Here is an 11,889-nt window from a genome sequence, read left to right on the forward strand (position 1 = left end):
TTTATTCCATTATTCTACAATTCTAAAACTATCGAACCGAGATATGAAACTAAAATATGCTACAAAAAATTCTAACTGAATAATTTGTAATTTTAGAATAGAGAAAATAATTTGATTTTTTATCAAAGACTTACATTGTCAATTTTCAACCTTTAAATTTGTGATAAAAACTTCGATTTTTTAATAGACTCAAGCCTTGAGAAAATTGAAAAATACGACAAGAATTATCAAAAAAATAGCCTGATTTTTAATATTAAAGTGTTGAAATTTCGGAGGATTTCAGGGGTTTCTGTAAAAAAGTGGTAAAAATCGGTTTTACTGACATTTTATGTCAAACCACTGACATAAAATGTCAGTGGCTAAAATGCTGAACTGTCCTGCATTTGCACGATTTTGTGGATAATTTGTGGATAACTTACTGACATTGGATGTCAGTTTGAAAAATGAAATTATTGAAATTTCATGAGTTTTAGTGGGCATGATTTTTGCATATATATAGGGTAAAGGGATTGAATGTAGGCAGGGTTTTAGCTTGCGAGTATCAATTTTTCTGTGAAGGACAACCTCCCCCTTCACACTCCCCTCCGCCCCGCTGTTTCCTCCTGGCGGGGCGGGTTAAACAAAGGGGTTGAAGGTGAGAGGTTAGAAGTGAAAAGAGAAAGGAGAAAAGGGTAATGGAAAAAGGAATTTTAGTAATAAGGAGTTTATCTTATGAACTTGGAGTTAAGGCGTAAGCCTTTTATAAACACGAAGATAGGATTAGTGATCCTGATTTACATCAGGGCATGCTACAGTTTGTGTAATTACGGTTCCGGTCCTGACCCCTGTGGGGTTGAAGGTGGGGTAATTGGGTTAAGGTTGGGATGCTGGTTGAGAAAAAAACCTTCAAATCCCGCAGCGAGAAGGGTCATGAAAAAATCGTTTTTATACATCGCTTTGTTTAAAAAGGAGCGCAGTATATGGATGATAATGAACTAAACCAAGAAAATAAAAGATATAAACCATCCAAATACAATTTCTTCTTTGATGCTGAAGATGGTACCCATTTGGCCTTTAATGCATTAAGTGGTGGTTTTGCAAAAATAGAAGCGCAGGATTATCAAGAAGTGCAAAAAATTCTACAGGAACCCAATACTTGTGATTTACATATAGGGCGTAACAAAGAATTATTCCAAGCGTTAGTAAAAGGGAGTTTTTTGATTCCAGAAAATTTAGACGAACTTGCTCTACTGAAATTTAAAAATAGAAAAGCAAGATTTCAAGATACCGTGCTATCTTTAACACTTTGCCCTACAATGAACTGCAATTTCAGATGTATTTACTGTTTTGAATCTCCGCCGTCCGAAAGAAGTATAATGAGTGAGGCGGTTCAAGAAAGAATTATAAAATTTGTGTACAATAGAACGAAAGACGTTAGCAAGATATTACAAATTGGTTGGTTTGGTGGAGAACCTTTATTATCTTTACCAGTGATAGAGAAACTAACTCAAGAATTGAAAAAGATTTGCACAGAAACTCATTCTAAATATGAGGCATATTTAACTACTAATGGATATCTTATGACTGATAAAATTATTCGTAAGTTTGAGGAGTTATCTATAAAAGGTGTGCAGGTAACTATAGATGGACCTCCGGAGATTCATAATAGATATAGACCACTCAAAAATGGTGGAGAAACCTTTAATACTGTGTTTAATAATCTCTGCCGATTAGTAACTTCAGATATAGCAAAGAATTTACGATATGTAAATTTGAGAATCAACTTTGATGAAAATAATTATGAAAGAGTAGGTGAGGTGCTTGACCTTTTTCCATCTGATTTGAGACCCCAATTAAATGTTTACTTTAAAAGTACTTTTTTACCTGCTAAAAAGTGGGGAAAGAATGACCATAGAACTGAATCATACTTGTGCTTTAAGCTGAATGCCCCTAAATTGACAATGAACCTTTCTAAGTTAGCCATTAAAAAAGGATATAATGTTTCTCGCTTTTCCCGTTTTGGGAATTCTTATTTCTGTCCAGCGGATGTCTTCGAACATTTTGAAATTGACTCAGAAGGTAAGGTTTACAAGTGCAATGTTTCAATGGAAATATTACCACCGGTAGCAAGGATTGATGAAGAAGGCAAATGTATATTCAATTCTATACAGCTAACAAAATGGTTGTGTAAAGACCCTTTTGAGGATGAAAATTGTTTAAATTGCAAGGCTTTGCCTTTCTGCATGGGTGGTTGCACATTAGCAAAAATTACATCTTCTGGAGAAGGAAGAGGTTGTTTAGTTGAATCTAAATCTCTAGAGGATGCACTTGAATTATTTTACCTTGACTATCTCAACAAAATAAATAAAATGAAAGGAGGTGATAAAAAATGACTTACCTAATGCAACCAATGGAGATAGGGCTACTACTTGAACCAAGAGATATACCGATAAGAGCTCCAGGTAATAAAGTGTGTTACCAAAACTGTGATGTTAACTGTGGCTGTGGTACGTAGTCTCTATCGACGAGAGGGGACGCCGGCACCGGGGTCCCCCCTCCTTTTTTATAGGTCAAGTTTGAATAAAATAGGTGTCCGGAAAGCTCATCTTATATTTCCCTGCTGCGAAATTTCCGAGCACCCACTTGAATAGTAAGGAGCAATATGATAACGAAACTAAAAAATATGTCGGCCGAGGAAAAAATTTTTGGACTTATGCAAATATGGGCTGAAATAAAGTTTAATTTTATATACAAGGATAGACTCTCAAAATTACACTGGGACAAATTAATACAAAAATATATTCCCAAAACAATAAGGACTAAAAATGTAAGAGATTATTATTATTTACTTCAGGAATTAGTAGCCCGATTAGATGATGGCCACACAAAAATAAGAATACCTAAGGAGATTGAATCCCACCTTATTACTCCGCCAGTGGAAATCCAACTAATAGAGAATAAATTTGTGATCACTAATGTTGACAAAAATAATGAAGAAATTCATGAACAGAAGATAGAAATAGGGGATGAAATAGTATCAATTAATGGAATTCCGACACATAAATACTTTCAGGAAAGAGTCCTTAAATATACTCCACTTTCTGTAAAGCAGTTTGCACTTCCCGAACTTCTTAGGGGACCGGAAAATACAAGCATTGTGCTTGAGCTAAGAAAAGCAAATAATAAAAATATCAAAGTTTTTCTTAAAAGAGGTTCAAACTTAAAAAGAAGTAAAAAATTTATTTGGAAGGTCAATAGAAGTTATCCTCTTTTAAAAAAAGACTTGGGAAATGGTATTTTCTATTTTGAGATTCCCACCTTTATGACTGAGAAAAGTGTGCAATATTTTAAAAAAGAAATTAAATCTATAAAAAAAATAAAGGGAATGATTATTGATGTCCGATATAATACTGGCGGCAATAGCAGTAACGCATTTGGAATAATCTCTTGTCTTATTAATAAGCCAGTAAAAACTTATAAATTAAAAACGCGGAAGCACATACCTTTTTATTATGCAAGAAACTTTTTTGAGGATAAATGGGAATGGCTAGGACCCGATGTGATAAGTCCATGTCGCGGACCTAAATATCTTGGTCCCTTAGTTGTGTTAATAAATTCTTATAGTGCAAGTGCAACTCAGTCCTTTGTTAGTGTATTATATTTTAATAAGAGAGCTCTGTTATTAGGGGAAGCGACAGCAAAATGCACCGGGCAACCCTTGAAGGTCATCCTGCCTGGTGGTGGAGTATTGAGCCTCGTTACTTCTCGAGAGTATTACTTAAATGGTAAAGAAATTAATAATGTCGAACCTCATATAAAATGTGTTCCGAAATTAGAGGATATCAGGAATAACCTTGATCCTGTAATAACAAAAGCGGTTAATATAATTGAAAATTGGCAACGATATGAGCGCAAATATCTCGCAAGAAAAGATGGTGTAAAAGTACACCAAGACTAAGAGGAAAATGTTTTTCTTCTTTTTTTTGAGTTTCCAATCTGTGCAAGTTTATCACACTAAATATCCGCCAATAATAGATGGAATTATTGAAGATTCGTGGCAGTTTGCAGATTCGGCATACGGATTTATTCAATATTTGCCTTACGAAAGAGAACCGTCATCGGAGTACACCGTAGTTTATCTCCTGCAAGATGCCAATAATCTTTATGTAGTATTTAAATGCCTCACATCAAAGAATAAACTCACGGTAAACCTCGGAGGAAATGAAGATTGGGTTGCGGTCTATCTTGACCCTTTTGGAAGTAAGTCCGTGGCTTACTATTTTAAGGTAACCGTGAGCGGTAAATATTTTGATGGGCTGATTCTGGATGATGGGAACACCCAAGATGCAAGCTGGGATGGTGTATGGTATTTTGCCACACGCTGCTATGATAATTATTTTATTATTGAAATTAAAATTCCATTTAAATCAATTCGTTATAATAAGAATACTTCAGAATGGGGTATAAATTTTAAGCGTTTTATTGCCGCAACCCAAGAGGTATCCTACTGGACAGAGGTGACAGAGAAAGAGGGTTTTAGGGTTTCCAAATTTGGAATAGCGAAAGATATTCATCCTGAGTCAAAAGGTTACTATTTTGAAATCTATCCTGAGGGAATTTTGCGATATGAAAGGGGTGTCACAAACGATTCAATAAAACCTTGTGGCAGTTTAACTTTAAAGTGGGATTTAACCTCCCAATCCACTTTTTCAGCAACGTTCTTTCCTGACTTCGCCCAGATTGAGGCTGACCCATATACCTTAAATCTTTCGCGTTATCCAGTAAGATTGAGTGAAAGGCGGCCATTTTTTGTCGAAGGTAGTGAAATTTTTCGTAGTAGTGGCAGAGATGTTTTACAACCGATTGAAATATTTTATTCCCGGGCTATTGGCAAATCAATAAATGGAACGCCTGTGCCTATTTTAGGTGGCATTAAGTTAACGAACAAATCAACCAATTGGAATATTGGTCTTTTGGGTGCAATGACCGATTCTTTTCAAACTGAACCTCAAAAAAATTTTGGCGCATTACGGATAGTCAATAAAATATATAAAAATTCAGAAATTGGCATGCTCTTTAGTGGTATGATAACCAATGGCGAAAACTATAATTATGCTATTGGCTTTGATGGTATTCACAGGTTTGGTCTCAATCGGATTGGTCTTCAGGGGGCAGTTAGTGATAGAAATAAGAAAATGGGTTGGGCATTATCATCTGGAGGACAAATCATGTTTGGGAATTTGCTCGGTAGATTTTTCTATAATACCTATGGTGATTCATTCGACGTAAGTGAAATAGGATATGCCCCGTGGGCAGGAGAAAAAGAAGTTTCCCTTGGCCTTGGACCAAATCTCTTTTTCAAAAATTTTATCCGCACTTTTTATCTTGGTCCATTCCTGGCGCTAAGGAAAGAACCAAATGAGACTCAATGGTCAAAAATTTTTATTTTCAATATCAACCCCAATTTCCATAATAACTGGGGCTTTTCATTTAATCCCGGAATGTGTAAAATGTATGAAGCAAATCTTGAATATATCCAAAAGTCGCTAGATCTTTTTGTGTGGGGAAATGGGACAAAATATGCAACAAATTTTGGGAGTTCTTTTTATTATTCTTACAATTGGCACCTTAACTATCTTGCTTACCAGGCCTCAAACTGGCTCTGGTTTGAGTTTTATCCCTTGTCTCGTATTACACCCGCAATTGATGCTAATATATGGATAGAATGGGATACTCTAAATACAATTGCCGAGATTACACCAAAGGTTACCCCACGAATTGAATTCCAAATCACAAAAAATATGAGTTGTGAATTCTTCAATGAATTTGTGTGGTTAATCCCTGAGGCAGGGCTTATAAAAAATTCTTTAATCTCCAGTCGTTTTGGCTTTCTCTTTTCCTTTAACTTTAAACCGAAGAGTTGGCTCTATATTGCATTAAATGATTATCGTAAACAGGGAGAATCGAGCAAGAAATTGGAGTTACAAAATCAGATTGGTGTATTCAAAATAAAGTATCTCTTCTATTTTTAACATTTCAGATAAAGAAACGTGTCATACAAAATATGCCGGTTAATATAAATAAAATCGTTGATTATAATGCAGGTACCAAATTCTTAAAATTCCTTAAACCCTACTGGCATAAGGGGCTTTTTGCCTTTTTCTTTATGCTTCTGTCGGTAGGTTTACAACTGCCGATGCCTTTTTTGACAAGGTTTATCATTGATAAAGTAATTGTTTTAAGAAATTTTCAACTACTCAATGTCATTGGCTTTGTAATCATTGGAGTTCTATCAGTTCAAGCTTCTTCTTCATTTTTAGAACAATTTTTATTAACCACCTTCCGGGGCCGGGTTCTGTTTGATATTAGAGTAAAACTCTTTGAGCATATTCAAAGGCTTTCCCTTAGTTTTTTCCATAAAAAAGAAACTGGTTATTTGATGTCCCGATTAAGTGATGATGTCAATGCGGTTCAAGGACTTCTTGCGGATACATTGGTCTCTGCTGGGCAAAATATTCTTACTTTCATTGCTGGTACTGTCTGCACATTTTATATCCATCCTAAACTTGCCCTGATCTGCTTTTTGATCCTGCCATTTTATTTATTATCTTTGATTGTCTTTAATAAAAGAATTAGAAGTATGAGTCATGAGGTTAGAGAGAGATATGCCCTGTTGAATAAAGATTTACAGGAATTATTGTCTGGTGTTTCAGTTATTAAGGCATTTACTGGAGAAAAGCGAGCAACGATAAAGATGGTTAAAAAGATAAGTGAGGCAATCCGTAAGGAGGTCAGGTTAGATATTACTGCCACGATTGCCTCAATTTCTTCGGCATTGATTTCTGCGGCCGGTCCGATTGTCTTAATCTGGTATGGTTGTGCCGAGATAATGAGGGGCAATTTAACAGTTGGTAGTCTGATTGCCTTTAATTCTTTTATTGGCTATCTATTTGGTCCAACAAGAAACTTGTATAATTTAAATCTTAATGTTCAACGCTCACTGGCGGCAGTAGAAAGAATCTTTGAGATGCTTGATTTGGAACCGGAAAGGGAGGGTAAAAAAGAAATTGAAATAAAAGAGGGAAAGGTTATTTTTGATAATGTCTCTTTTTCTTATAATGGGACTGAAGAGGTATTAAAGGACATTTCGTTTGCGGTAAACCCTGGTGAGATAGTTGCAATTGTAGGTCGAAGTGGTGTTGGTAAGACGACCCTTGTTTCTTTAATTCCAAGATTTTTTGAACCCCAAAAGGGGAGGATATTGATTGATGGTGAGGATATAAGAGATGTAAGATTAAAATCATTAAGGGGTCAAATTGGTATATGCTCACAGGATGTATTTTTATTCTCTGATACAATAAGGGAGAATATAAGATTTGGCAATCCCGAGGCAAAAGATGGTGCGATAGAAAATGCGGCAAGGTTGGCTTATGCAGATGAATTTATTAAAAATCTACCTGAAGGATATGATACAAAACTCGGTGAGCGGGGAGTGAACTTATCTGGTGGTGAGCGTCAGCGGATTGCAATAGCGCGGGCTTTAATAAAAAATCCCAAGATTTTAATTCTTGATGAGGCGACTTCACAATTGGATTCAGAATCAGAAGCGATAATTCAAAGCGCATTAAAAAATTTACTAAAAGACCGCACCACTTTTATTATTGCCCATAGATTATCAACAATCCAAAATGTGGACAAGATATTGGTCTTGGACAAGGGGGAAATTGTTAGTATTGGCAAACATGAAGAATTGTATAATACCTGTGCGGTCTATAAAAATCTTTATGATGAGCAGTTTTTGAAACGAGTTTAATTTAAAAGGCGCAACGCAAAATCTTTTTGGTAACAATTATATTAGACATTACATGCGGGCATATCGGAACGGGAAGAATGGCAGAAATGCGCTTGAGAACATTGCTCAGAAAGTCAGTTCGCCAAAAACCAGTTGATAAATCTGTTAATTAGCGAAAAAAAACTGGCAGTTGAAAAAATGCTTGTGCTGGATTATACTACGACAAGATTGGAATGATTATGAGAGAGAATCTACTATATGAAAATAGGTGGGAATCGCAGTATCGTTCCTTACGGAAATCGCGGTATCGCTTCGCTTGCAGTATCACTCCGTTCGCAGGGGATGATTTTATTCGTGAAATGGCTAACGAGAACCCGAATAAACCAGACGGACCAGACGGTTCCGGTCCTGACCCCTATAGGTTAATGGAAATTTCTATGGGATTTTTATGAAATGAAAGAGTTGTAGAATATGTCAGGTAGTCCCTTATTTGCAAGAAAATTTAAAATAAATTTAGGTCAATATAAGTTTTCTTATTATAATATTGTCAAAAATATGGAAGATGGAGGATGGCTTCTATTTAATACAAAAACTGGGGCGTTTAGCGTAATCCCCTCTAAAGTAAAAAAATTAGATAATAAAGACATGGTAAATAACTTTTTAGCAAATGGGTATATTGTTAATAAAGATAAAGATGAATTAGATGAAGTAATTATGAGTTTTAGAAAAATCAGGGAAGATAAAACAATTATGCGATTAATTATTCTCCCTGCAGAAATGTGCAATTTTAGATGTATATATTGTTATGAAACTTTCAGAAGAATCAAAATTTTTGATGAAGTCATTTTGGGTATAATTAATTTCATTAAGCGAAATATCGCAACCCTAAGTATATTAGAAATCTCTTGGTTTGGTGGAGAACCCTTACTTGCGACAAGCCGTATTATAGAGATTACGAAGAGATGTCAAAAAATGGCAAAAGTATATGGTATAAGATTTTTATCCGATGTTACGACAAATGGTTATTTATTAACTCCCAAACTTATCAAAAGCCTAATTGATGTAGGGGTTATAGGATATCAAGTAACAATAGATGGTCCTCCTTTAATTCATAATCGTCTTAGAAAACTAAAAAATGGGCGCGGCACTTTTGAGAAAATTTGGTCGAATTTACGGGAATTTAAAAAATTTGATAAGGAATTTTATGTAGTAATTAGAACAAATTTTGATAAAAATTCATACGTTTATTTAAATGAATGGATTGACTTGTATCAAAATGAATTTGGAAAAGATTCCAGATTCAGATTGCTTTTCCGCCCAATCTTTAAAACCGGCACCGAAAGAGATAAGCAGATGAGATTTTGTAGCTTTAGGGAATCTGCCGAAATAGAAAGTGAAATCTTAATAAAACTTTGGGAAAAATTAGAATTCCCAAGATGGTATTTTGATGAAGTAATCCTCTCTAAACCTAAAGCAATTTACTGTTACGGTGGATTACCGGGATGTTTTGTAATTGGTGCTGACGGTGCTTTATGGAAGTGCACGGTTGGATTGAAAGAAGAAGATGCTCTGGGGCATATAAAAGAAAACGGCGACATTCTCATTGATGAAAATAAGTTAAATGAGTGGAATAAATATTCAGAAAGTTGGATTTTTGATGACACCTGTAGGAAATGTTTGTGGCTTCCGCTGTGTATGGGCGGATGTATATTATCAAGAAAATATGGTAAGAAGGGATGTTATACTCGTTTTTCTCCTCTAACTAAGGTAATGGAATTGTACTATAAAAATATTATTGTGAAGAAAGGAGGTGATTAAAATGATTATTGTCAGAGAATCTACAAAACCTGAAGTTCCTATTGCCAGCCCTGGCAATTGTGGTGCTGGCTGTGGATTCTGCTGTGTCCACTAATCTGTGAGGCTCCAAGCAAGGGGGCCTCATTACATTAATTGACAAGAAATGTATAATAATTATAATTTTTAGTTAATATGAAATTATTCTTTTTAACAGCCTACTTACAATTTAAAGGAATGATGCGGGCATCACGCTATGGACTTCAATTTTTGCTTCTGCCTGTGCTCATGATTTCTATCTTTCTGACTGCCTACCTTGCAGCGAGAGTATTGGGAGGAAGGGTGAGTGGGCTTTTTTATCCATTTGTCGTATTTATTTTGTCAGCTAGTGCTACAAATATCCCTATGCAAGCTGGAAGTCAATTTCTTAGTAATCCATCTTATGCCAATTTATTAATCACACCCAGAGGCATTAGAGGGCTGATAGCATATTTTATGGGAATTCAAGCTCCATATCTTTTAACTACCTTTATAAGTATAGTGGTTGCATATTTTCTTACTCTGCCCAGATTTTATTTTTTAAACTCTATCATCGGTATCTTTCTTTTGATTATGTGGTGTAGCGCTATGGTATTAATAGGACTGGCTGTGGGTATGAAATTTATTTTTGCGTTTCACCTTGCACAGCTTATCTTTCTTGGATTTTATCCTTTCCTACTTATGCTTCCTTTAGCCGGCAAACTGGAATATGCATTCATACTTCCGCCAGTCGGCATAATTACAATCTTTCAAAATGGGTGCAAGCTATTTTTATTCAGCATAGCAACAGCTGTAGGGACATTGTTATATAACCTAATAGGTACATTATTTATTAAATGGGCTTATAAGGAATATCGGATTGGCAGAGGAGTAAACAGAATATGACAGTAATTGCGGCATCAAATATAAAAAAGACTTATCCAACCAAACCCCCGGTAGAGGCATTAAAGGGTCTTTCTTTGGAAGTTAAAGAGAGTAAATGTGTTGCGCTCTTGGGGCCTAATGGTGTTGGCAAGACAACTTTTTTGCGGATACTCACAGGGATTCTTTTGCCTGACGATGGGTCAATCACAGTTTATGATAAAAATCCCTTAAATTCATCCGCGGAAGTAAGCTCTCTCCTCCGCTTTTTACCTGAAACTCCTTTTCTTTTACAAAATAATTCTCTGTGGGAAAATGGCTATTTCTGGTTCAGCTACTGGAATGAACCCTTTCCGAAGGACAATTTAAAGGAAATCCTTGAACGCTTTAACCTCATTAACCGTGCCAAAGAACCACTTTCCAGGTATTTAAGAGGAATGATACAAAAGGCGGCGTTATCAATTATGCTCGCAACCAGAGCACCTGTTATTATTTTAGATGAACCCACTCTTGGACTTGATGTCACTACAAAAAGGGAAGTAATTGAGATGATAATAGATTTAAAGAAAAAAGAGAAGACAATTATAGTTGCATCCCATGACATGCCATTTGTGGAAAAAATAGCCGACCATATCGCTTTGATAAATAATGGTAAAATTGTGGAGATGACCGAAATTTCGGATTTTAAAGAAAGACATGGTAATCTGCGATATCTACTCACTTATAGGAAAAACGGTAAACTGTACAAAGAGATTTTCCATGAAAATACGGAGTGTAACTTTCGATTAAGAAATATTCTTTCCGATAATGATATCGAAATTGTTGAAGTGCATCAAGAGTGTGATTCATTAGAAGAAATTTTAAATCGGCTGTTAATTGATGGACGATAAAATTTATGTGGATAGGATTTTTGTTCTCGTTAATGGGAAATCTCAATCCTACCCTTGAGGTGCGGTTTACAGAAACTGCACCGGTGATTGATGGGCATATAGAAGAAGTCTGGCTCAAGGCAGATTCAGCGTATGATTTTATTCAATATATGCCCTATGAAAAAGAGAAGCCATCGGATAATACCGTAGTATATGTTTTACAGGATGAAAACAATCTCTATTTTGCCTTTCGCTGCTGGACAAAGAATTCTAAACCAGTAAATCAAATGAGTGAGAATGATGATGCGGTCGTTTTGTATTTAGATCCGTTCGGCAGTAAAACGACTGCTTATAGTTTTGCAGTTCATATAAGTGGGATATATAGTGATGCTCTGGTGCTTGATGATGGACGTAGTAAAGATAACTCCTGGGATGGCGTTTGGTATTATGCAACAAAGATTTATGAAGACCGTTATGAAGTTGAAATAAAGATTCCATTCAAATCAATAAGATACAAAAAAGGACTCTATGAGTGGGGGATAAATTTCAAACGCT

11 protein-coding genes are annotated in these 11,889 nt (G+C 35.5%); all 11 read left to right on the forward strand.

Annotated elements, in window-relative coordinates; translation table 11 throughout:
- Positions 1-711: 711 nt before the first annotated feature.
- Positions 712-978 carry a hypothetical protein gene (locus tag ABIL39_11365; protein MEO0166721.1) on the forward strand — a complete coding sequence of 89 codons (267 nt, stop codon included), beginning with the start codon at positions 712-714 and terminating at the stop codon, positions 976-978.
- Entirely contained in the window at positions 960-2,372 is a 1,413-nt protein-coding gene (locus tag ABIL39_11370; GenBank protein MEO0166722.1) for a radical SAM protein, read from the forward strand. The genes ABIL39_11365 and ABIL39_11370 overlap by 19 nt, the downstream gene beginning before the upstream one ends.
- Positions 2,369-2,494: a hypothetical protein gene (locus ABIL39_11375; protein ID MEO0166723.1), complete on the forward strand. Its 126-nt coding sequence runs from the start codon at positions 2,369-2,371 to the stop codon at positions 2,492-2,494. Before ABIL39_11370 ends, ABIL39_11375 begins: the two co-directional genes overlap by 4 nt.
- A gap of 147 nt (positions 2,495-2,641) precedes the next feature.
- On the forward strand, positions 2,642-3,937 hold the full coding sequence (locus ABIL39_11380; protein ID MEO0166724.1) for a S41 family peptidase: 1,296 nt from the start codon (positions 2,642-2,644) through the stop codon (positions 3,935-3,937).
- A gap of 7 nt (positions 3,938-3,944) precedes the next feature.
- Complete coding sequence (locus tag ABIL39_11385; protein MEO0166725.1) at positions 3,945-6,011, forward strand: DUF5916 domain-containing protein; 2,067 nt, start codon at positions 3,945-3,947, stop codon at positions 6,009-6,011.
- A 32-nt stretch (positions 6,012-6,043) separates the two neighbouring features.
- Positions 6,044-7,792 (forward strand): ABC transporter ATP-binding protein, encoded by a 1,749-nt coding sequence (locus tag ABIL39_11390; GenBank protein ID MEO0166726.1) that lies wholly within the window; start codon positions 6,044-6,046, stop codon positions 7,790-7,792.
- A gap of 237 nt (positions 7,793-8,029) precedes the next feature.
- The gene (locus ABIL39_11395; GenBank protein ID MEO0166727.1) at positions 8,030-8,197 is read left to right on the forward strand and encodes a hypothetical protein; all 168 of its coding nucleotides are present in this window, start codon (positions 8,030-8,032) and stop codon (positions 8,195-8,197) included.
- Between the two features lie 45 nt (positions 8,198-8,242).
- Positions 8,243-9,589 carry a radical SAM protein gene (locus tag ABIL39_11400; protein MEO0166728.1) on the forward strand — a complete coding sequence of 449 codons (1,347 nt, stop codon included), beginning with the start codon at positions 8,243-8,245 and terminating at the stop codon, positions 9,587-9,589.
- A gap of 171 nt (positions 9,590-9,760) precedes the next feature.
- Positions 9,761-10,489: a hypothetical protein gene (locus ABIL39_11405; protein MEO0166729.1), complete on the forward strand. Its 729-nt coding sequence runs from the start codon at positions 9,761-9,763 to the stop codon at positions 10,487-10,489.
- The gene (locus tag ABIL39_11410; protein ID MEO0166730.1) at positions 10,486-11,355 is read left to right on the forward strand and encodes an ABC transporter ATP-binding protein; all 870 of its coding nucleotides are present in this window, start codon (positions 10,486-10,488) and stop codon (positions 11,353-11,355) included. Before ABIL39_11405 ends, ABIL39_11410 begins: the two co-directional genes overlap by 4 nt.
- 5 nt (positions 11,356-11,360) lie before the next feature.
- The coding region (locus ABIL39_11415; protein MEO0166731.1) for a carbohydrate binding family 9 domain-containing protein at positions 11,361-11,889 on the forward strand (529 nt) is incomplete at its 3' end.

The organism is candidate division WOR-3 bacterium (assembly GCA_039802205.1).
Taxonomy (GTDB): Bacteria; Hydrothermota; Tepidihabitantia; order SM23-42; family JAOAFX01; genus JAOAFX01.

Excerpts from the sequence above, each read along its gene's own strand:
- ABIL39_11365 (MEO0166721.1), top strand. The coding sequence starts at position 712 with ATGAACTTGGAGTTAAGGCGTAAGCCTTTTATAAACACGAAGATAGGA.
- ABIL39_11370 (MEO0166722.1), top strand. The coding sequence starts at position 960 with ATGGATGATAATGAACTAAACCAAGAAAATAAAAGATATAAACCATCC.
- ABIL39_11375 (MEO0166723.1), top strand. The coding sequence starts at position 2,369 with ATGACTTACCTAATGCAACCAATGGAGATAGGGCTACTACTTGAACCA.
- ABIL39_11380 (MEO0166724.1), top strand. The coding sequence starts at position 2,642 with ATGATAACGAAACTAAAAAATATGTCGGCCGAGGAAAAAATTTTTGGA.
- ABIL39_11385 (MEO0166725.1), top strand. The coding sequence starts at position 3,945 with ATGTTTTTCTTCTTTTTTTTGAGTTTCCAATCTGTGCAAGTTTATCAC.
- ABIL39_11390 (MEO0166726.1), top strand. The coding sequence starts at position 6,044 with ATGCCGGTTAATATAAATAAAATCGTTGATTATAATGCAGGTACCAAA.
- ABIL39_11395 (MEO0166727.1), top strand. The coding sequence starts at position 8,030 with ATGAAAATAGGTGGGAATCGCAGTATCGTTCCTTACGGAAATCGCGGT.
- ABIL39_11400 (MEO0166728.1), top strand. The coding sequence starts at position 8,243 with ATGTCAGGTAGTCCCTTATTTGCAAGAAAATTTAAAATAAATTTAGGT.
- ABIL39_11405 (MEO0166729.1), top strand. The coding sequence starts at position 9,761 with ATGAAATTATTCTTTTTAACAGCCTACTTACAATTTAAAGGAATGATG.
- ABIL39_11410 (MEO0166730.1), top strand. The coding sequence starts at position 10,486 with ATGACAGTAATTGCGGCATCAAATATAAAAAAGACTTATCCAACCAAA.